Consider the following 22,283-nt stretch of genomic DNA (forward strand, 5'->3'; position numbering starts at 1 on the left):
GCTAAACTTGTAAATCATTAACCCAAAAATTTACAGAATGAAATTGAAAATTACTTGTATTTTGTTCATTTCGCTGAGTTTCTTCGAAATGGCCTTTGCGCAGCAACGAAATGTAACTGGAACAGTTACTGACACCCAGGGCCTTCCCTTGCCTGGTGTAAATATTACTGTAAAAGAAACGTCACGGGGTGTACAGACAGATTTTGATGGGAATTACTCCATTCAGGCTGAAACTGGAGAAGTTTTAGTCTTTTCCTTCGTAGGATTACGCACCAAGGAAGTCGTTGTTGGAACTGATAATATTATCAGTGTTGTACTCGAAATGGATGCGGCGGAATTGGATGCAGTCGTTGTAACTGCACTAGGTGTTAAAGCTCGCCCACGATCTATAACGACAGCTATTGAAACGGTCACGTCTGATGATATAGAAAATGCAGGAGAAACTAATCTCGCAAATTCTCTATCGTCAAAAGCTGCAGGTGTTAATGTTGTAAGTTCATCCGGATCTGTTGGAGCTTCTGCAACCATTAGAATTCGTGGAAACACTTCTATTAATAAATCTAATAGCCCCCTTTTTGTTGTAGATGGCGTTCCAATTGATAATTCGAATACGGGAAATAGTAATGCAGGAGCAGATCAGTCCAATCGAGCTATTGATATAAATCAAGCCGATATAGCGAGTATTGACATCCTCAAAGGTACTGCTGCACAAACTTTGTATGGATTAAGGGCTGCTAATGGTGTGATACTTATTACTACCAAAAAAGGAATTGCAGGTGAACCTACCATATCAGTAACTTCAACAACACAATTTAGTAACGTTAGTCAGGTTCCTGAATTGCAACAGGAATTTGCGCAAGGTCGCCCCGTGAATGGTGTTCCTACCTATCGTGGCCCTGAGACTGGAGAAAGTTTTAGCTGGGGTCCAAGAATTTCTTCTTTAGAATATGATGGTGATACCTCTTATCCTTATCACAGGCTAGGAAGGTTAGTTCCTCAAGGAACCGGAAACGGACAACCGGCTGAAGCGTATGATCACTACGACTTTTTTGTGACCGGTATTCTTCAAGATCAAAATGTTTCCGTTAGAGGGGGTCAGATAGAATTAAATATTATTTATCGGGATCGAATTTGAACCAAACCGGAATTTCTCCGAAGGAAAAATTCGCCAGGAGGTCATTTAGAACAGACCTCAGTGCGATGTTAACAGAAAAACTGGAAATATCTGCAAGTGCAAATTTTGTCAATTCAGGAGGACGACGTGTTCAACGAGGGTCAAACATTTCTGGTGTTATGGTGGGGGTAGTGAGAACTACTCCAACTTTCGATAACGGAAATGGCTTATCAGGTCGTGAAGCCGCGGATAATCCTTCTACCTATGAATTACCAGATGGAACTCAACGGAGTTATAGAGCTGGTATCTATGATAACCCATATTGGACCGTTGCCAAAAACCCATCTACAGACGATGTAAAAAGATTCATTGGGAGACTCTCATTTGATTACAAACCACTGGATTGGGCCACCGTTCGAGGTAGTATAGGTTATGATCAATATTCTGACGTACGAAAATCTGCGCTTGATATCAATTCAGCATCTAATCCTCAGGGAGAGGTTTTTGATTCAAATTTGTTTAATGAAGATATAAATACCCAGTTGCTTTTTTTAACCGAGCACCAGATAGGTGATAAAATTACATTAAATGGTTTATTTGGTTATGATGGATTTTCAACGGAAAGCTTAAATAGAAACGTACTTGGAAATGCGTTGACTGTACCAGGATTGTTTAATTTAGCGAATACCGCCAGCCAGATTTCATCTGAATCAATAGGTAGAAAAAAATTGGACGGTGTGCTTTTAGATGCAAAATTTGCTTATGATGACATGTTATTTCTGAATGGTACTTTTAGGAATGACTGGTCTTCAACATTGCCAGTGGATAATAATGCTTTTCAATCTTATAGTGTTGGAACTAGTTTCATATTTACTGAATTATGGGAAAACGATTATATGAACTACGGTAAAATACGAGGTTCATATGGTAAAACAGGGAATGATGCTCCTATCTTTTCTACTTTAACTTATTACGGTGCAGCTGCGGCCGGGGGAGACTTTTTTATTGGATCGAATCAATTTCCATTATTCTCAACTGTGGCTTTCGAGAGATCATCACAATTAGGTAATCCTAATATAAGACCTGAGAGTACAAGGGAATATGAATTGGGAGCTGAATTTTATTTCTTCGATTCCCGTTTTAAATTAGATGTAACTTATTATAATAAAGAAACTACAGATCAAATTATTGCTGTTGATCAACCCTCAGTTACCGGATATACTTCTAGAATCGTGAATGCCGGTATTATCGAGAATAAAGGATGGGAAGTTTCTGGAGGTGTAAAAGTTATAAATACCCAGGATTTTTCCTGGGATATAGATGCTAATTGGACAGCGTATGAAACTACTGTTGTCGAACTTGCTGAAAATGTCGAATCAATAATTTTATCAGGTTTAGGGAGTGTAAATAGTGTTGCTGTACCAGGTCAACCATATAGCTCAATATTCGGTACCAGATTTGCTCGCAATGCTAATGGGGAAATGATTATTGGAAATGATGGTTTTCCATTACAAGATTCTGAATCTGGAATAATTGGAGATCCAAACCCAGATTGGACAATGGGGGTAAGAAATTCCTTTTCCTATAAAAACTTTAGTTTATCTGGACTCTTGGATATTCGAAAGGGAGGTGACGTGTGGTGTGGTACCTGTGAGATAGCAGATTATTTTGGTACTTCACAAAAAACAGCTGAGCAAAGAAGTATTACCGGATATGTGTTCGACGGAGTAAATGTAGACACAGGTCAACCTAATACTACTGAAGTTGCTTTTGCAGATCCAACTAAACCAGTAAATACTAATAGATGGGTGAGATATGGATTTACAGGTGCTGCAGAGGATTATATTTATGACACTTCCTGGATTAGGTTGCGTGAAGTTGCTTTAACTTACAGTTTACCACGAAGTATTATTGATAATTCCTTTCTTTCAGGAGGATCTATAACTCTTGCTGGCCGAAATTTATTCTTAATAACAGATTATCCAGGAGTGGATCCTGAAACGAATTTAAATGGAGATTCCAATGGAATAGGGTTAGACTATATGAATCAACCGAACACAAAAAGTTATGCTATTACAGCTAAAATTAATTTTTAAAAATATTGATATGAAATCATTTAAAAAAAAATTATTAAAAACATCTCTGGTTTGCTTGGTCTTATTAGCCTCTTGCGACTATGATGATATCAATCAGGATCCAACTCGCCCTGGAGGTGCGAATGTTGAAATCAATGCTTTGGTTCCTGCAATGCAAACACAAACTCACAGAAATCAATCTGCTGCCCTTGCCAGACATGCTGGTATTATTATGCAACACTGGGAGGGGAGCGATGCTCAACAATTACAATATACAGCATATCAAATAGGTGAGGATGGACCCGGGTCCAATACTATTTGGGAATTCGGATTTTATACTGGAGCTATGCGAGATGCAGATGATATAATCAAACGTGCAACTGAAAATGGAGCTCTTCATACACGGGGAATAGCCAAAATTTACATGGCTATAAATCTAGGATTGGCTACAAATGTATGGGGAAATGTTCCTTATTCTGAAGCGTTTTTAGGTGAGGAAAATTTATCTCCTAAGTATGATGATCAGGAAGAGATTTATAGGGAGCTACAAATCCTATTATCTGAAGCTATAGAAGATTTAAATGCTGAAGATCCTGCAGGGATTAGAGGAAGCTTGGTGGCCGGTAGTAATGAAGATTGGATTAGGGCTGCACATGGTTTAAAAGCCCGTTTTTATATTCAACAAACCAGTGTAAGAAATGATGCAGCTCAGTTAGCTCTGGAAGAAACACAGTTAGCACTAAATAGTAATGCTGAGCAGCTCGATTTTCTTTTCGAAAACACACAAAACGGAGGACATCCTTTGGCTATATTTGGTATAAATCGACCAAACACTTTGATCGTAAGTGATAATTTCGCAGATTTAATGGAAGGCGATCCAAGAAAGGATCTGTATATGCAAGAGAATCCAGGAGGGGACTTTCTCTTTTTTAATGCCAATAATCCTAATCTTTTCTGGAGCCAGTTAGATAGTCCATCTCCTGTGATTAGCTATTCTGAAATCAAGTTTATCGAAGCAGAGGCGAAGGTTAGATTAAATGAGGATGCTACTGAAGAATTAGAAGAAGCAATTAGAGCAAATATGGAATACCTTGGAATCCCTGCTGCTGAAATTTCAAGCTATTTATCAACTGTTGAGTTATCTGGTTCGATGGAAGAAAAAATAAGAGTTATTATAAATGAAAAATATAAAGCTCTTTATGGACAGAATGCTGTCGAAGTTTGGAATGATTACAGAAGGACAGGTTACCCGGCCATTGTTCCAAATCCAAACGGAGCTAACGGTAATAACCCTTCAGGAATTGTTCCCAGAAGATTACTTTATCCAATTTCTGAAAGATTGGGGAATCCTGAAAGTTATGAACAAGCTATTAGTGCTCAGGGGGACATCTCTTAGATGATGATATTTGGGTTTTCCCGAGAAATTAAAAATCAAAGGATCTTATATAAAATTCTGAATTAGCCTATAGTTTTCAGAAGAAAAAGTCGCTTTCAAAAGAGAGCGACTTTTTTATTATGGAACTCAATGTTTTGAGTTTACTAATTAAGAAGGGCCAAAAGCAATAATTTATTTATAAATAAGGTTATTCCTGGGCCTAAATCAATCTCTCTGGAAGAAGAGTATTGAACTTAGTTTAAGAGAAATTCTAAAATGACCTACCCTGTTTTGTGTTGGTCCTGTATATATACCTTGAAGTAATTAGGACTTTATATATTAGATATTAAATTTTGATAATTTAGATATTCGTTAGTGGATTTTATTTTATATCTTTTTTTAGCAAATTTTGCTTAATTAAATAGCATTTAGAATTTCAGATTTTTAGAATTCTGGTTTATTAGAAATAAGATCTACCCTAAACACATAAGGGGGATAATTGACAAAGGTATTTCAACTAAAAAAAAAGACATAGGTTTACCGGATCTCGTTATTTTCCATAAAAAACACCCAGGGAGTTCTTAATTCGCTATTCCAGCTTCTGATAATAGTAAAATTAATGCTCTCTGTATTGATAAATGTCCCTCATCATTAATCCACCATTCCTGAAGGGAATGGGCTCCATCTCCTTTACCTCCGCGCCCTATAGTGACCGCAGGGATTCCAAGCGAAATCGGAATATTAGAATTTGTCGATCCAGTTCTAAGAGTTGGGGTCGCGCCAAAAAGAGCCGCAGATGCCATGGCATTTTGGACTAATCTATTATCGACAGGAATTATTCCTGATGGCCGATCGCCTACCATATCTATCTCGACCTGGAGATCTGATCCTTCACGTTTTACTTGATTTTCTTTTTTCAGAGCTTCTTGGACGGATTTCTGGAAAATCTGATCCATTTTTTTTAATTGGTCCGGCACTGCCGAACGCATATCCACTTCAAGCCAAGATTCAAATGGGATAGCATTCACAGATGTTCCTCCGCCTATCCTTCCTATATTATAACTTACTTTCTCTTCTGACCGGGATAAACTATCCGCATTAATGATAAAATTATTAATAGCTCTGCCTAAGGCATGGTGTGGATTGGCCAAACCGAAGGCGCCCCAAGAATGACCACCGGGTCCCTTGAAAGTTACCCGGTAACGTAGAGAACCTAGAGCCCCATTGGCTATTCCTGCAAGGTCACCTCCGTCTACGCCAATCCAGGAATCAATACCAGGACCATCTTTCCGGAATAAGTGCTTAACTCCGCGCAGATCGCCCAATCCTTCTTCTCCTACACTACCGATGAATAAAATGTCAGCTTCTGTTTCAATATTATTGATTTCAAGTGCCCGTAATACTGTGAGGACAACCATTAATCCGCGGGTATCGTCTCCTATACCGGGAGCAATGAGTGTATCCCCGTGCTTTTTTACAGTTACATCGGTACCTTCGGGAAATACCGTATCCAAATGTGCGTCTAAAGCGACAACTTTATTGCCCGAGAAGCCTTTTTTTAGAGCAATGACATTTCCTACATCATCAGTCCAAACTGAATCTGCCCCTGCTTCTTTCAGCATCTCAGCATATTTAGCAGCTCTTACTTCTTCCTTAAAAGGTGGTGCAGGAATTTCTGTAAGCATAATTAATTCATTAAGGGTGCGAGATTCCAATTCCTCAATTGTCTTAAAAGCTTTTTGAACCTTTTTGTGCTTGGAAAGGGAATTAATTTCCTTAATATATTTTTTTTCTAAAACCTCTTTTTTTCCTTCAGAAGGAGAAGCTTTTTGAGCTAGGGAATTAAATGTGGTGCAAAAAAAAATAATTAGAAATATTAAAGAAAAAGTATTCTTTGGAAATAGTGAAATTTTCATGAAGTAGGTTGGTTAGATTAAAAGCTTCAATTTTTGAGAAGATGAATTGTCTTCTGATTATTTTTTTATTTGCTCAGACGGTGAATTAAGAGGGCTGCTCTTTCTGTAAGAGGAATGAAAGTTTCAAGATTGATCGTTTCTCCAGGAGAGTGTGCACCACTCCCCATCACCCCCAGTCCATCCAGACCATCCACATATTGAGCGATAAAAGAAATGTCGGCAGCGCCACGGCGTCCGGGATCATAAGCTTCTACAGAGCCATACCCTAGGTCCAGGCTTATTTTGTCTAAAACTTTTAATAATTCCATATTGCCATCTGTAGGTTTCATTGCTGGATAAGAGTCGGAAAAATCAATAGAAGCTGAAGTTCCTGGTAAATTGTTATTAACGATATTCTTCATTTTTTTTCTAGCATTCTCTTTTTGTTCTTCTGAAATAAACCGTAACCCCCCATATACCTCAAGTTCACTTGCCACAACGTTGGTCTTTCCAAATGCTGTGCCTTTAGATTGAGCGCCATCGTAATTCACCTTGGTTCCTCCAAGAATGACTCCGGGATTAAAAGTTAATAATTCTTCACCCTTTACATCAGTATAAAACGAATTTAAGATTCTGGCTGCCTCAAATATTGCACCGGCTCCTGTATTCTCACTAAAAATACCTGAGGAATGTGACTGTTTTCCCTTAACTTTCAAACTCCATCCACTGGATCCTCTCCTGGCAACAGTTGCATGATTCATCCCCGATGCAGTTTCAAATCCCAAAGCTATATCCGCTTTCTTTCCTGCTTCCACTAGGTGATGCCGACTTATACTAAGTGGCTGTCCAGGCTTTTCTTCATCTCCAGTGAAGGCCACTATTATATTTTTATCTTCCAATGCTCCGGCAGCGTGCAGGGCTTTTAGAGCATATATAATTACAGCATTTCCGCCTTTCATATCGTTCGCCGCTGGGCCTTTCCCAATATTTCCTTGACGAGTAAATGATTGAAACTCATGATCATCTTCAAAAACAGTATCTATATGACCAATCAATAAAATAGTTTTTCCTTTTCCTTTATTTATTTCGGCAAAGAGGTGGCCGGCCCTACCAACACTATCAGGCATTGTAATCCAACTAGTTTCAAAACCTAGAGCATCAAGCTCATTTTTATAAATCATTCCTACTTTTTTCACTCCAGGTAAGTTAAGAGTGCCACTATTAATATTTACCGTATTTTCAAGGAAATTTATCTGTTCTTGCTCATTCAGACGGAGATATTCAATTATATCCTGTTCGTCAGTAGAAATTTCCTGTGCCTGAGTGGTTATAGCAAGAATAAAAAAGAAAAAAGTAAAAATTTTTTTCATGTTTATGATTTTAAGTTGATTTTCAAATATATTGAATTTAAAGCTTTTTAATGTTTTATCTGGTAACATTCGACAGATACTTGTAATTAAGTAAAATCAGATATGTGTACTGTCATTTTTTTCTTCTTTTAAAGTTTAGATTATAATCCATTACAAGAGTAGAGAAATATTGGATAAATACTAATATCAATATTTTTATCATTCTCCCAACTAAATAAAAACTTCTGCTCATATCGAATTAAGGATTAAGTGAGCTAATCTTTTCATGGAATCATCATAACGCATGAATTTTGCTTCATCGGGATTAGAGATAAAGCAAATTTCAATGAGCACAGAAGTCATATTCTTAGTAGTTTCTTTTAATACAAGAAAATCTTTAAATTTTATACCTCTTGGTGAGAACCCTATTGATTTCACAAGGTTTTCATGTAGTCGATAGGCAAGAAGAACAGAAGAATCCCGGTACGAAGAAGAAATTTTCCTTGAAAGAAAAATTTCGATTCCTTTGGCAGAGGCAGAAGTTGAATGATTAAAATGCAGCGATATATATAATTCAGCGTTTAGAGTTTTTGAAAGGAAGATTCTATCTTTTAAGGAAATAAGTGAATCCGCATATCTTGTCAGATATATTTCGTTAGGGTTTGTTTTATTATTAAGGAGAAGGATTTTTTTTGCCAATCTAAGTGTATATTCACTTTCACTAATACCATCTACACCAATAGCTCCCGGATCACTCCCCCCGTGACCCGGATCTATAACCACAATTTTGTTTTTCAAAGGTTCAAATTGTGCCTGGGCACTCTGAGGAATCCATAGGTACAATAGCAAAATCAAGATTCCACAGAATACTTTACGCTTCATTTGAAAAGTTTTTTCAAAGGTGAGGGAGGCTCTCCAATTTTTATATCTGGAAGGAAAAATTAACGCACGCTATAGTTTGTTTTTATACTTCCTGTAAAATTTTGGGCAAAGTGCTGGAGATTTTCCAACAAGAAACATTTCCAAAAGTGAGGAGAACTGCAAAAGAAAATTAATAGTGATTCTAATAAATTTTTGATATTTCCATAATTCTCAGGCCCCCAAGAAGTTAAAATTCATCCTCTTAAAATCCCATCTGGGTTTAGGAAATAAATTTCTCATCAGAAAATAATTTTAAACAAAATCTGATGAAAAAATCTTTCTACCCAACAATTTTTTTAATGCTGTTTTCTTTCCCGCTTTTCGCACAGATTGGCGGGATTGAAAGCTCAGTGGCCGATATGGCCAGTACTGTTCGTGCTATTTTTCCCATTATCCTGGGAGTGATCTTTCTCGTGGGGTTTCTATTTAATGCAGGCCATTTCTTTGGAGAAAATGCCGACCTGAAAAAGGGAATCACAAGGGTATTGGTGTTCGTACTCATAGCCGGAGCGGTGGTGGGAATCTTTACTTACCTAATTGGGATTGTGGTCTAATGAAGCGCTACGAGGTATATCGAAACATAAGGAAGCAGGCGATGATCTTTGGGTTATCCCTGCCGCTTTTCGCGCTATTGATGATCGCGGTCATAGCTTCCCTGTTGGTCATAATCTTTTCCTTCAGTTTCACTGTAGTGATTTCAGTTTTTGTATTGAATGCGGTCCTGTACATCTGTTTACTCAGATTTTCTGCCAATTCCCAACTGTTTCAGGTAGCACCTGTTTTTCCCAAGATTATTTCAGCTAAAAAATCAAGCCTTCTGGATTATGAGCAAGATTAATCTGTCTTTTTTTCATCCCATTGCAGATATTCAGGAGAATGTCATTTTTGCCAGTAATGGCAATGTGGTGCTTGCCTATGAAATTCATTTGCCGGAGATATATTCCTTATGTGAAAAGGATTTTGAGGATCTCCACAGCGCGTGGTTTCAGGCTCTTAAATCCCTGCCAACGGGATGTGTTGTTCATAAGCAGGATATTTATCTTCAGAAGGAGTATTCTTCAGCAAACCTTCCCAACAGAACATTTCTTGAAAAGGCCACCTATGAGCATTTTAAGGGCCGGGAGTATATGGATCATCGGTCTTACGTATTCTTTCTGCTCACCAGGAATAAAGCTTTAAATAATCCAAAGTTCGTAAACCCTTTCAGAAAAATTCAAAAAGGCCTTCCGAAGGAACTGGACGAAAATCTTAAGAGGTTCCAGGGAGTTGTAAATGATTCAGTTTCCTTCCTCAATAACAGCAGGAAACTGGAGCTCCTGCCAATGAAAGCAGAAGAGGTCCTAACGCTGACCAATGGGTACTTCAATGGTTTTAATGAATGTTTTGATACCAACATTTTACTGAAGAAAACAAACATTGGCATTGGGGATAATCATTTCGATATTCTGGCGGTTAATAGTGAATTGTGTTTTGGAGAGAGCGTGCAGAGTAGTAAAACCAATGACAGGTTTACATCTGATGATTTTGTGTTCCACCAGGGGTTTATCGATGGGCTGGGCCTCACTCTAAATGAAAATCACATCGTGAACCAGATCATTTACCTGGATGATAAGCAAAAGTGGAGAAAGCTGCTGGACAAGAAGGTGGAAGAGCTTAATAAGAGTTCCAACTTTGGCTCCCAGAACAAGGTGGTGCTGCAAAAAATCAAGCATATCCTGGACAGGGTGAATGAGGATGATACAGCCAGGATCATCCGTGGGCAACTTAACGTAATTTACTGGGATAAAGATCCTCATAAACTGTCATTGATTGGTTCCAGGATAAAAACAGAATTTAAGGAGCTGGATATTATTCCCTATTATCCAAAAGGGGAGGAGCGAAAGAATTATTTCTTAAACAGCTATTGCTGCTTTTCTTCCAACTTCTCCAATGAAGATCTTTATGTAACCGACCTGAAACATTCGCTTTGTTTGCTCATCAATAACAGCAATTACAAAAGCGATGCCAAGGGAATCATCTTCAACGACCGTGAACACAACATACCTGTGCTTAAGGATGTATGGGATGAAAAGAAAAAAAGGATAAAGGCCAGGAACTTTGCCATCTTCGCCCCTACAGGAGAGGGCAAATCCTTTCTGGCCAATAATATCCTTAGGCAGTATTTTGAGAGCGGGGTGCGCCTGGTGATCATTGACCTGGGAGGCTCCTATACAAAATTTGCCAAGCTCTACCCACAGCGGTATACGATCCTGCGCTATGAAAATGGAAAGAATTTAGGAATAAATCCTTTCTACATAAGCAGGCCTGAAGACCTTACTGCTGAAAGACTGGAGGATCTGTCGGTTTTTCTGTTTGAATTACTGGCTACAGGAATGGAAGTGACCAAAGTCCAGGCGGTTTCAATTAAGAAGATCCTTCGCAGTTATTACCTGGAGGAGAAGGAGAATTACTCCCTGGAAAGCTTTTATGCTTTTATAGATAACAACAGAGAAAATCTTCTGGAAGAGCTGAAGATCCATCCCGATTATTTCAACATCAATAATTTCCTGCACATTATGAGTGAATATGTAGGGGAGGGGATCTATAGTTTCCTGTTTGAGGTGGGGGAAGACCAGACTTACAAGATCGAGGATAAAAGGCTTATCGTTTTTGAACTGGATGAAGTAAAGGATAATAAGGAGATCCTTTCTGTTATGCTGAAGCTTATAAAGTCCGCTATACAAAGAACCATCTGGAAAAACAGGGCAGAGAAGGGGATTATCTTATTTGATGAGTTCGCAAAACAGCTGAAGTTTGAGAACGTGTTGGAAAGTGTGGAGTTCTATTATCAGGCGATCAGGAAACAAAATGGGGCGATTGGGATTATCCTTCAGTCAATCAATCAGCTTCCCAACAATTCCACATCAGCAAGTATCCTGGAGAATACACAGGTGATCTACAGCCTTCATAATGAAAAAGGCTATGAGGAGCTTAGGAGACGGTTGAATCTCTCAGCTCACGATCTAAATCAGCTGAAATCCATTAAGAACAACTTTACCGGGGAGAGAAGGTATACAGAGATGTTTATCAAAATTGGGAGGGAGAGCAATGTCTTTCGGCTTGAGGTCCCAAAAGAAGTGTATGCTGCTTATCTCACAGATGGAGTAGAGAATGATGCTATTATGAAATTATACGAGGAACACGGGGAAATGGAAAAAGCCATTCTTGAATTTACCTCACAGAATAAATAATCAAAAGGCTAAAACTAAAATTATGAAAACAAAACTAATCTTTCTTGGAATTGCCCTGCTCCTAAGTGTGAATGTAAGGGCGCAGGGGATGCCGGTCTATGATAACACCAATTTTATAAGCCTTGCAAAATCCCTAATTGAGTCGGCAAAACAGACTTCTCAGTTATTGAAGACCGTAGAATTCCTGAAAACCCAAAAGGAGAATATTGAAAGGGTAAATGATGTGATTAAACAGTTCAATGCCGTGCGGGAGCTTACACGGAATAATCAGATCCTCTTTGAGGTGATACGAGATGATCTAAAAGAGATCCTTAATTCCCCATACATCAAGCCGGAGGAGATCACCCGTATCTCCCATTCTTTCAACTTAATTATTGAACAATCCCTGGAAGACCTGGACTTTATAGACCAGATCCTCACCAGCAATTTTTTAAAGATGACAGATGCAGAAAGGGCTTTGGTGCTTAAGGAAAAGGAACTGCAATCCAGGGAGATGGTGGCAGAGATCCATCAAAAAACCCGGAGGTACCGGGATATTATTTCCTTCAGGGAAATGCAGGATAAGGTCAATAACAGGAAAATTAATTACTAGGAATGGCCGGTATATTTTTAGGGATAGGCCTGGAGTATGTGGACGCTGTTTTTCAAACCATCAAAAGCAGTGAGTTCTCGCAGTACACCATAACCGGAATTAAAACCCTGGCAGTATTATTTTTCCTGGTCAATATCCTCAAGAAATATTATGAAGGGGTGGCAGAAAAGGACGGTTACACCTGGGGCCTGAGTCCTGGGGAGCTAGTAAAGAATTTCGTGATAGTGTTGCTGGTGATTTTTTCTACCCAGATCCTGGGCTTCTTTGATGCCATCCTGGTGAGTGTGGAAACCCAGTATAAGGATACGGCGCCTGCGCTCATTCCGCTGCAACTACAGGATATAGATATTGAAATGGACGTAGGTGCTTTGGAAGCTGCCAAGAAGGCAATGGCACTATTGTATGAGGCTCTGGTTACCCCGCTGTACCCGGTGAAGGTAATTGCTTTTGTGGTTGGGTTATTCCTATGGGTACTGGATCTTTTTATATATCCTTTGTTCCTGGCCGAGCGGTATTTTCTGCTGGGGATTATGCAGGCTTTCTTTCCGCTGGTGATCAGCCTTGCTGTTTTTGAGAAGTTCAGGTCCCTGGCCTATAACTTTTTCAGGCTTTACGCTGCGGTGTATATGCTGGTGCCTGCATTTTTCCTGGTTAATGTATTCGTCAATAACCTGTATGCGGAGATCAATGCCAATTTCTGGAGTAATCTTCTGGGAACCACAACAGATAATAGCATAATAAGGATAATCATAGAAGCCGGCTCCATTGCTTTTATAGTATTCTTGAAGTTTAAACTGTACGCCAGGGCAACATCATTTACTCTTAGACTATTTACTTAATCGCTATAAAGAAATAACTATGAAAACACCTTATAAAAATATTTACGAGGTTTTAAAAATCAATAGGTTTATAGTCCTCATCACAGTGGCAGGAGCAACGATTTCCGGGATCTTCTTTGGGTGGATGGTGTATGACATCAACCGCACAGCTTTAAATAATTCCTTTGCCATTAATACAGATGGGAGTGTTATTCCGCTTAAATGGGTGTCGCAACAGGAAAACCTGCAGGTGGAGGCCCTGGCGCACCTGGAACTTTTCCACTCCTGGTTCTATAATATCGATGCCAGTAACTACCAGCGAAACCTTGAGAAGGCTTTATGGCTTGGGAACAGTTCTGTAGATAACCTGTATCGACAAAAGAAAGCAGATGGCTTATACAACCGCCTTCTTCAGTATTCCCTTGTTCAACGGGTGGTTAGTATAGAATCTGAAGTTGATATCCAGCAGGAGCCATACGACTTCAGGACGAGGACTGTCTTTGAAGTGAACAGGGGAAAGGTGGTAGATAGATATGAATTGATCTCCAGCGGAAATTTAATTAAAGTAGACAGGCATTTTCCCAACAATTCCCACGGATTGCTCATTACCAATTATTTCGAAAACTCTTTAAAAAAACTAAACAATGAAAATTGAAAAGAACAAGATCGTATTCGGCTCTGTGCTGGCGGTAGTAGTTATATTTATTGTGGGCTACAGCCTGGTGATATTCGGTGGGGATGACATCAGTTCAACTGAGCTGAAGGAAACCCTCATCCCGGACCTGGAACAGGAGGAAAAAGATTTTAGATCGAAACTTGATGCCGTAAATGCATTGAAGGAGGAGCGGGAGGTAACTGCTCCCAGTATTTATGATGAAAGATTTTTAGATTCCCTGGGCTATTATGATCCCGACCTGCGGAACAAGCGAAAGGAACAAATCGTGGATAGCATCTATAAGTCTGGAAGAATAAGTTATTCGGAAAGTTCTTACCGCAGATCTTCCCTGGAAGAAGCAATTCAACCAGACACTTTACCTGTTGTTAGAGAACCTATAATCGATGCAAATCATATTTCTTCGAAAGAACTTGGACTGGAGCATCAGTTGTTTTACAGTTCTGCCCCGGCGGTCACTCAAGGTGTTAGAGCCACAGAAAACCCTGAAGAAGTATATCAAGTGGAGGTTGACGGAAACCAGGTAGTGAGAGCGGGGTATCGCCTGAGAATGCGGCTAACCGAAGCTGCAATGATCAATAACAAATTTCTCCCGGCACATACTCCTGTCTTTGGTTTCATAAGTTTTAAGCCTAACCGTGCCCTCATTGAGATCCAGAATATTGATCGTCATCCCGTAAGATTAAAGGCGTATGACCTGCAGGATGGTAGCGAAGGGATCTATGTGGAGAACAGTATTAGGGCAGAGGCAAGCAGGGAAGTGCTGGAAGATATCATCCAGGATATCGATATTCCGGGAGTGCCGCAGGTAAGCGGAGTCAAGCAGGTCTTTCAGCGAAATAACAGGAATGTAAAAGTAACCGTCACCAATAATTATAAACTCATTTTAAAAGCCGCACAAGGCAACAATGAATTATGAAAAAGCTATCTATTTTATCCGTTTTTATTTTTATCATCGGCTGGCCTACTATGGCAGCCCAGGAAGTAAATTTTACTTCAGATGTTCTGGATACCATTTACGCCAATGATCACAAGAATGTAGCCCTCTTTTTTCCTGCACCTATCCGCCAGGGAATTACTGGTTCAGAAAATTTCGTATTTACCTATAACAGGGAGAAAGAGCAGCATTTGGGATTGCTTCAGGGGATGCCGGGAAAGGAAAGTAATTTGCTAGTAATCAGTACTACCGGAGCGGTTTTTTCGTATATTGTAAAGTATTCTGAAGAGCTGGAAAAACTGAACTATTTTATAGATGAGTCAGGAAGTATAGGCAATGAAAGCCCGGCTTTTAAATCAGTAGCAGAAGATGATTTTGTTCCCGGTTCTAAGCCTGAGGAAATACTAGCAGATAAAGATCTTATTTACCAAATTTTCAGCACCTATTTAATAAGAAGCAAACAGCGGCTTGGTAGGATCAATAAGAAGAAGGAGGGGATACAGTTACAGGTTGAAAATATTGTATTTCACGGGGAGGAGTTGTATTTCGTTCTTAAACTGGAAAACGACTCTCCCATAGATTACGAACCTACGTTTTTGGACATTTCTGTAGAAACCAGGCAAAAAGGCAAAAAGAAATCCATACAAAAACTCTTACAGGAACCGGTGTTCACTTATAAAATGCCGGAGAAAGTTCGAAAAAGTCAGAGTTCAAGATTTATATACGTTCTGCCAAAATTCTCCATTGCTGAAGATAAGGTCGTAGTAATTGACCTAAAGGAACTTAACGGGGAGCGTGATATAAAGCTGAAGGTTAAAAAGAGGTATATAAACAATCCAAATTGAAATGAATATGAAAAAGATAATGATGATTTTCATTTTAGGTCTGTGTATGGCCTGTGCAGAGGCTCAAATGTCCCATACAGAAACCGCCAAAGCTGTGGTAGAAAGTTTTTACACGAAGGATTTGCCTACCCTGGAAAAGCACACCACCAAGGAGAGCTTTGATTCTTTTATGTACATACAGGAATCTTTTCCTGCAGAGGAAAAGGGCTCTAATTTTAAGGTCCTTCAGGAAACCGAAAATGGGAATACGGCCTGGGTGAAATTCACTACAGCCTATGAAGAACAGCCGGAAACTTTTAAATTAGTAAAAGAAAATGGGAACTGGAAGGTAGCTGAAATTGGAATGGGGGAGAAGGGTCCTTTTTGATGTTTATTTCATTAACTGGCACAATTAGCTATTCACAGATTCGGTTGTAGAAATGTTCTCCAGATAGGTTAAGAAATTGTTTTCCTGGACGTCCAGCTTTTTTCTAACTCGGTACCTTGCAGTTTCTACACCTCTTATAGAAATATTTAGAAGAGGAGCTATTTCTTTATTGGTTAGATTCATTTTAACGAAAGCGCATAAACGCAATTCCCGTTTAGTCAAATCTGGATTTATATTTTTTAGTTCCTTGAAGAAATTTTTATGAACCTTTTCAAAATTCACGTCGAAAATATCCATAAATTCTTCTCCAATGCGGTGTTGCTGAAGTTTAATTAGAATATCCTGAATTTTTTTTCGAGCCGCCTGGGTGTTAATTGAATTTTTCAACTCCTTTAAATTTGAAAAAGTTTCGACGAAAATATCCTTTTTTTTCACCAGCATCATTGTATAATTAGCAAGCTCTTTACTTTTTCTAATATTATCTTCTTCTAATAATAACTTGTCCTTGCGAATATTTTCCTTGTCTCGTTTTAATCTTAGTTGTTCAATTTCCAGTTCCAATAATTTTTTGCTCTTTTGTGCAGCCAGTCTGGCTTTTTCCCTTTCGATTTCGATTTTACGCTTTATTAAGTAGAATAATAATACGGCCAGAGCTAGAAAAAGTAATATATAACCAATAATGGCAGCTGTGGTTTGGTACCATACAGGGGGAATTACAAACTCGAAAGTCGCTTCATTACCGCTGTTTCCAATTAAATCTCTACTTCTTACTTTGAAATTATAATTACCGGGTCTAAGATGTGTGTATTCTTTGTAATTCTGGTTTTCCCACGAAGACCATTTCTGGTCTATTCCTTCAAGTATATATTGATACTGTACAGGGGAAGAGGGAGACATTCCAGGAGCTGAAAATTCAAATCTTAAAATCTCTGTTGTATTTGGCAAAGATATTTTCTGTTGTGCAATAAGCGGTATTTGTTCTTCCGCCTCACCCTTGATAAAGGAAATTCGGGTAATTTTTGTTGAAAGGGTTTCGTTAGTCGTGTCCCTACTTGTATTGTATAAATATAAGCCAGTTGTTGCACCAATAAGAACATTTCCACCTTGAAGGGGAAGAATACTTTCCATACCGCGGTTTAAGCTTCCCTTTAAATTTAAAAATAGGCTTTTATTAACCTGGGCATCGGGCTCCTTTAGATTGAAATAACCAACTTCGTCATCCTGTACGACCCAGGTTGTACTTTCATTTTGAATTAATTTCCTGGTATTTGCTGTAGTATCCAGAATTTGATTAAGGTCATTATAAGGTTCAAACCTGTTGTTGCTTTTGTTGAATTCATAAATTCCTGTGTTCGTTGTAAAAATAATATCATCATTCCATCTGGTAACATTTACGTTAAAAGGAGAAGTTAGTCCATTTTGATCTGTATAATGATCCATGGCATATATTCGGTTATAATCTGAATCAATCTTTAATTTATAGACTCCTTTGTAGCCATGACAAACCCAAAAAGTGTTTTCTTCATCAGCCTTTAAAATGTCCCGGCTAGACTCATTGAAACCGCTTAATTTTCGTTTTAAATTCCAATTTTGTTTGTTTTTTTCCAATAGAAATAGCCCGTTATAATTGGCAGCGAGATAGGTGTTTGGTTTGCTGTCAATCTCAATTATTTTCCAAAAACCATCACTATCTCCAATCTTATGAGGTAAGTTATCTTTTAAATAAAATAAACCTTTATCGTGACTAATTATTACTGATTCTTCAACCTTTTGTACTGCCCAGGCCTGCCCTTCCAGGTTAGGTATTTTCTCAAACTTTAAATCATATTGGGATTCTATCCCTTTATAAGCAGAATAAAAAACTCCTTTATTGGTGGCCAGATATATGAAATTATTATCAAGTAGAATATCATAAATGGAAGCTTCTTCAAAGAGAATAGAGACAGGCGAATCAAATTCTATATAATCTAAACCATTATTAAGAAGTGCCCATACATTCCTTCCACTTTTATATAAATTGAGTATAGAGGAATTGTGAACATTTTCGAATGCAGGAGAGTCCTTAATTACTTCGCCATTGTTGGTGACCATTAATATCCTGGAACCCAATGTTCCTAGTAGATAATTATCTTCATGTGGTATAGCGGAAATGATTTCATCATTGATATTTTTTTCAAAAATCGTCTTCCATAATCTAATTTCTTTAGTAGAGGTTGTTCCTGTAAAAACGTTGCCTTCTTTTGACACCAATAGTAAATCATTGTTTTTCGTTGGTAGTATTCCTACCATTGAGTTATTCAAATATTCCTTGGGTTCATAGAGGAGGTTTAATTGCAAGCTAATAGGATCAAATTCCAGAATTCCTGTTTCTGCATCCTGCACGTAAAATTTAGTTCCTACTACTGCTGAAAAAATAAAGGCATTGTTGGAAGGAATATGTGTTGCAGAATTTCCGGAAATTACTATTAACTCTTTGAAAGATCGGTAGACGATGTAATCTTTAAATTCATGGACTTGCCAAAGATTTTCTAAATTCTCATTTTCAAGCTGTAATTCTTTTAATAGGGACTTGTAATAATACTTTCCTATTGAATCTTTTTCTATAAGGCCAAGTTCATTAAATCCACCGGCATAAATTTTACCATTACTGGAATATGTTAAACTACGTACCGAGGAATTATTTGGAAGTACAACTTTTTGCCATCGTTCTCCATCATAAACAATCACCCCATCATTATTCCCAAAATATAAAATGTCTTCATTATCTCTTGCCATTGTCCAGAATTGTGCGTCGGCTTGAAAGTCTTTTCGGGAGTAATGAGTGATTTTAGGAGGTTTGTTAAAATTATTAATAAGGTAATCCCCCTGACTATAGCCGCAATTTGGAAACAGGAAAAAATACACCAAAATAACAAAATGTAAAAAATTGAAAATTAGGTCTTTATTAAAAATGACGTGGTGTTGACGTATCATTCGATTTTCTTGAAGTAATCCAAATGTAGTGCATTTTTTAGAATTTCTGTTAACATATAATAATTTAGACCTCACTTTAATTTAACAAGAAAACGTTTTCGGTGTTAAGAACTGTTCATCTTTTATTAAGCACAGAAACTTCACCGGCAACCTTTTAAATTTTTACCTAAAAACATTTTATATAATGAGAATAAAAGATTATCTCGGAATTCTATTTTTGTTTATTATGGGTAGCTCTTTTGCCCAAAACAATCAGGTCACAGGTACAGTTACTGATGCCTCAGGGTTACCACTGCCGGGTGCCAATGTTATAGTTAAAAATACCACAGTAGGAACACAAACAGATTTTGACGGAAATTTTTCGTTAAATGCGGAATTAGGCGACGTTCTTGTAGTTTCTTTCTTGGGTTATGTCACAACTGAACTTACAATTAGTGACTCAACCAATCTAGAAATTGTTCTACAAGAGGATGCTCAATCATTGGATCAGGTTGTAGTTATAGGATATGGTAGCCAACAAAGGCGGAATATTACAGGATCTGTTTCGGTTGTGGATGAAGAGGCCTTTGAAGATAGACCAAATACCCAGGTTGGTGCGCTTTTGCAAGGTAAGGCAGCTGGAGTTCAGGTGGTTTCTGGTTCTGGAAAACCTTCGGCAGGTTTTAATATCAGAATTCGAGGAACTAACTCGATAAATTCCAGTAGTGAACCTTTATATGTAGTAGATGGAGTTCCAACAACAGATACGCGCTCTTTGAATCCATCAGATATTGAGACTTTATCAATATTAAAAGATGCTTCTTCTGCCGCTATATACGGTGCACAGGGAGCGAATGGTGTGGTTTTGATCACTACCAAGCAGGGTAAAACAGGAAAACCTCAATTATCGATTGATTCATATGTAGGTGTTTCTCAGGTCTGGAAAACCCTTCCGGTACTCAACGGGGAACAGTACAGGGATTTGATGACCGAGCTTGGGAGGAATACAGATTGGTCCAGGTACACTGAAAATACCGATTGGCAAAATGTGATATTCCAGGATGGTTTGTCAACGAATCATCAGGCTTCAATGTCGGGAAGAAATGATGGAACATCTTATTATGTTTCCGGAGGGTATACTAAACAGGAAGGTGCTGTAAGAAGTTCTGAAATGGAGCGATATAACTTTAAGGTAAACTTTTCGCAGCAGGTGAACGATTATATTAAAGTAGGTACCAACATAGCTTATACACATTATTCAGACGTTGATGTTACCGATAATACTAGTGTTAACAGCGGTGGGGTCCTTTTAGGAGTTCTTTCTACCCCTCCAAATATTGGAATTTTCAACCCAGATGGAACATACACAAGTAATCCATTCCAGGATTGGGAAAATCCAGTTTCTTCCACAGATGCGGCGGTAAGAGGTTATACCAATCAGCGGTTATTAGGTAATGTGTTTGCTGAGATCTATTTTCTAGATGGTTTAAAGTTTAGAACCAATTTAGGAACAGATTATAGCAGTGCAAACTATGATTATTTCCTGGATCCCTTTAGTACAAGTTATGGTAGAGCGATGAGCGGGATAGGGAGATATAATACCAATCTAAGTAATTACTATATAATTGATAATACAATAACTTATACTAAGAGATTTGGGAAACATGATTTCGAAGCACTTGCCGGATCTGTTTTCCAAAAGTACCGCTGGGAAAACAGTAATATGGAACGAAGAAATTTTGCAAGTGACCAAATTACTACCCCAAATGCGGGGTCTGAAATCATTGCTGCCTCGGCCGATAAAGCTGAAAAGGCCAATGCTTCTTACATAGCAAGAGTAAACTATAATTTTGATGGGAAATACCTTTTAACTGCCAATTTTAGGGCAGATGGTTCCAGCAACTTTGGACCTCAAAACAGGTGGGGTTATTTTCCTTCCTTCTCAGTGGGATGGCAGGTATCTGAAGAAGATTTTATGACTAATATGGAGTCTGTAAGCAGTTTGAAGCTTAGAGCAGGTTGGGGAGTTGTAGGTAACGACCAGATAAATAATTACGCATATTTCGGCAGAGTTGGAAGTGGAGGGAATTACCCCATTGGTGGGGTTGTTATGCCGGGAACCTATCCTGCATCTATAGCGAATGAAAGCCTGAAATGGGAGGAATCTGAACAACTGAATGTGGGTCTTGATGTTTCCTTTTTGGAAAACAGAATAACTTTCACAGCAGATGCCTATGTTAAGAACACAAGGGAACTATTATTAAACGCCCCATTGCCAAGGTCTACCGGTTTCGACAATGCTATTCAAAACATTGGACAATTGAGAAATAGAGGACTTGAATTCCAGCTTTCTACAATAAATACTAATAACGAGTTTAAGTGGAATACAGATTTCAATATTTCGTTTAACAGAAATGAGGTAGTGAATATTGTAGGTCAGGAGATCTTTGGTGGTGGAGTTGCCGGCAGAGGTCAAGTGAGTTTGGTTCGGGAAGGAGAACCTCTGGGATCATTTTTTGGATACGTTTGGGGAGGTGTTGATCCAGAAACAGGAAATGCCTTTTATATAAACCAGGAAGGCGAATCCACCTTCGAACCTACTGCTGCAGACCGAAGAATAATAGGGGATGCAAACCCAGATTTCATATACGGTTTAACCAATACTTTCAGTTTTAAAAACTTTGGTTTATCTGTTTTCCTCCAGGGATCTCAGGGCAATGACATATTTAATGCAACAAGGATTGAAACTGAGGGTATGACAGATTCTAAGAATCAGTCGGCTGTAGTTTTAAACAGGTGGAGAGAACCAGGAGATATTACAAATATTCCCCGAGCTTCTGAAGGGAATACGAATAATTCAAGAATTTCTTCAAGATTTGTTGAAGACGGGTCTTATTTAAGAATGAAGGCTTTGACTTTAAGCTATAATGTACCGGCTTCACTAACAGATAGGCTTTCTTTAAGTGGTGTAAAAATATATGCTACCGGAGAAAATCTCTTTACCATAACAGATTATTCAGGTTTTGATCCTGAGGTGAATGCTTTTGGAGGAAGTAATACAGCTGTAGGAGTGGACTTCGGGACGTATCCTCAAACAAGAAATTTAATAATGGGACTAAACCTCACATTCTAAAAATTAA

17 protein-coding genes are annotated in these 22,283 nt (G+C 38.4%); 12 read left to right on the top strand and 5 right to left on the bottom strand.

What is annotated here, in order from left to right; translation table 11 throughout:
- Positions 1-37: 37 nt before the first annotated feature.
- From FHG64_RS19660 to FHG64_RS17720, 3 genes are all read left to right on the top strand, one after another.
- On the top strand, positions 38-1,135 hold the full coding sequence (locus FHG64_RS19660) for a TonB-dependent receptor plug domain-containing protein (protein WP_246054177.1): 1,098 nt from the start codon (positions 38-40) through the stop codon (positions 1,133-1,135).
- Positions 1,136-1,200: 65 nt separating this feature from the next.
- A complete protein-coding gene (locus tag FHG64_RS19665) occupies positions 1,201-3,210 on the top strand; it encodes a TonB-dependent receptor domain-containing protein (protein ID WP_246054179.1) in 2,010 nt (669 codons plus the stop codon).
- A gap of 10 nt (positions 3,211-3,220) precedes the next feature.
- Positions 3,221-4,585, top strand: coding sequence for a SusD/RagB family nutrient-binding outer membrane lipoprotein (locus FHG64_RS17720; RefSeq protein ID WP_246054180.1), 1,365 nt, complete (start codon positions 3,221-3,223; stop codon positions 4,583-4,585).
- 560 nt (positions 4,586-5,145) lie between these two features.
- Here the strand turns inward: FHG64_RS17720 and FHG64_RS17725 are convergent.
- The 3 genes from FHG64_RS17725 to FHG64_RS17735 all read right to left on the bottom strand — a co-directional run bounded on the left by FHG64_RS17725 (position 5,146) and on the right by FHG64_RS17735 (position 8,690).
- A complete protein-coding gene (locus tag FHG64_RS17725) occupies positions 5,146-6,480 on the bottom strand; it encodes a M20/M25/M40 family metallo-hydrolase (RefSeq protein WP_139067637.1) in 1,335 nt (444 codons plus the stop codon).
- Between the two features lie 65 nt (positions 6,481-6,545).
- Positions 6,546-7,898 carry a M20/M25/M40 family metallo-hydrolase gene (locus FHG64_RS17730; protein WP_317133574.1) on the bottom strand — a complete coding sequence of 451 codons (1,353 nt, stop codon included), beginning with the start codon at positions 7,896-7,898 and terminating at the stop codon, positions 6,546-6,548.
- A 159-nt stretch (positions 7,899-8,057) separates the two neighbouring features.
- Positions 8,058-8,690 (bottom strand): N-acetylmuramoyl-L-alanine amidase family protein, encoded by a 633-nt coding sequence (locus FHG64_RS17735; RefSeq protein ID WP_139067638.1) that lies wholly within the window; start codon positions 8,688-8,690, stop codon positions 8,058-8,060.
- A 305-nt stretch (positions 8,691-8,995) separates the two neighbouring features.
- Between FHG64_RS17735 and FHG64_RS17740 the strand changes: the two genes are divergently transcribed.
- Positions 8,996-9,283 (top strand): hypothetical protein, encoded by a 288-nt coding sequence (locus FHG64_RS17740; protein WP_139067639.1) that lies wholly within the window; start codon positions 8,996-8,998, stop codon positions 9,281-9,283.
- A 7-nt stretch (positions 9,284-9,290) separates the two neighbouring features.
- Here the strand turns inward: FHG64_RS17740 and FHG64_RS19920 are convergent, their stop codons facing one another.
- Positions 9,291-9,482, bottom strand: a complete 192-nt coding sequence (locus FHG64_RS19920) for a hypothetical protein (RefSeq protein ID WP_168191384.1) — start codon at positions 9,480-9,482, stop codon at positions 9,291-9,293.
- 71 nt (positions 9,483-9,553) lie between these two features.
- On the opposite strand from FHG64_RS19920, the gene FHG64_RS17750 reads away from it, so the two are divergent.
- The 7 genes from FHG64_RS17750 to FHG64_RS17780 are packed head-to-tail and all read left to right on the top strand — an operon-like array spanning position 9,554 to position 16,191.
- Positions 9,554-11,959 (top strand): TraG family conjugative transposon ATPase, encoded by a 2,406-nt coding sequence (locus FHG64_RS17750; RefSeq protein WP_139067641.1) that lies wholly within the window; start codon positions 9,554-9,556, stop codon positions 11,957-11,959.
- 22 nt (positions 11,960-11,981) lie between these two features.
- Entirely contained in the window at positions 11,982-12,551 is a 570-nt protein-coding gene (locus FHG64_RS17755; RefSeq protein ID WP_139067642.1) for a conjugal transfer protein, read from the top strand.
- Between the two features lie 2 nt (positions 12,552-12,553).
- Positions 12,554-13,390, top strand: coding sequence for a hypothetical protein (locus FHG64_RS17760; RefSeq protein WP_139067643.1), 837 nt, complete (start codon positions 12,554-12,556; stop codon positions 13,388-13,390).
- Between the two features lie 19 nt (positions 13,391-13,409).
- Entirely contained in the window at positions 13,410-14,024 is a 615-nt protein-coding gene (locus FHG64_RS17765; RefSeq protein ID WP_139067644.1) for a conjugal transfer protein TraK, read from the top strand.
- Positions 14,014-14,961 carry a conjugative transposon protein TraM gene (gene traM, locus FHG64_RS17770; RefSeq protein WP_139067645.1) on the top strand — a complete coding sequence of 316 codons (948 nt, stop codon included), beginning with the start codon at positions 14,014-14,016 and terminating at the stop codon, positions 14,959-14,961. The genes FHG64_RS17765 and traM overlap by 11 nt, the downstream gene beginning before the upstream one ends.
- Positions 14,958-15,824 carry a DUF4138 domain-containing protein gene (locus tag FHG64_RS17775; protein ID WP_139067646.1) on the top strand — a complete coding sequence of 289 codons (867 nt, stop codon included), beginning with the start codon at positions 14,958-14,960 and terminating at the stop codon, positions 15,822-15,824. Before traM ends, FHG64_RS17775 begins: the two co-directional genes overlap by 4 nt.
- A 7-nt stretch (positions 15,825-15,831) precedes the next feature.
- The gene (locus tag FHG64_RS17780; protein WP_139067647.1) at positions 15,832-16,191 is read left to right on the top strand and encodes a nuclear transport factor 2 family protein; all 360 of its coding nucleotides are present in this window, start codon (positions 15,832-15,834) and stop codon (positions 16,189-16,191) included.
- Positions 16,192-16,215: 24 nt separating this feature from the next.
- Here FHG64_RS17780 and FHG64_RS17785 read toward each other — a convergent pair whose 3' ends face one another.
- Positions 16,216-18,966, bottom strand: coding sequence for a helix-turn-helix and ligand-binding sensor domain-containing protein (locus FHG64_RS17785; RefSeq protein ID WP_168191385.1), 2,751 nt, complete (start codon positions 18,964-18,966; stop codon positions 16,216-16,218).
- A 382-nt stretch (positions 18,967-19,348) separates the two neighbouring features.
- On the opposite strand from FHG64_RS17785, the gene FHG64_RS17790 reads away from it, so the two are divergent.
- On the top strand, positions 19,349-22,276 hold the full coding sequence (locus FHG64_RS17790) for a SusC/RagA family TonB-linked outer membrane protein (protein ID WP_139067649.1): 2,928 nt from the start codon (positions 19,349-19,351) through the stop codon (positions 22,274-22,276).
- Positions 22,277-22,283: the final 7 nt, after the last annotated feature.

It is taken from the genome of Antarcticibacterium flavum, assembly GCF_006159205.1.
GTDB classification, from domain to species: domain Bacteria; phylum Bacteroidota; class Bacteroidia; order Flavobacteriales; family Flavobacteriaceae; genus Gillisia; species Gillisia flava.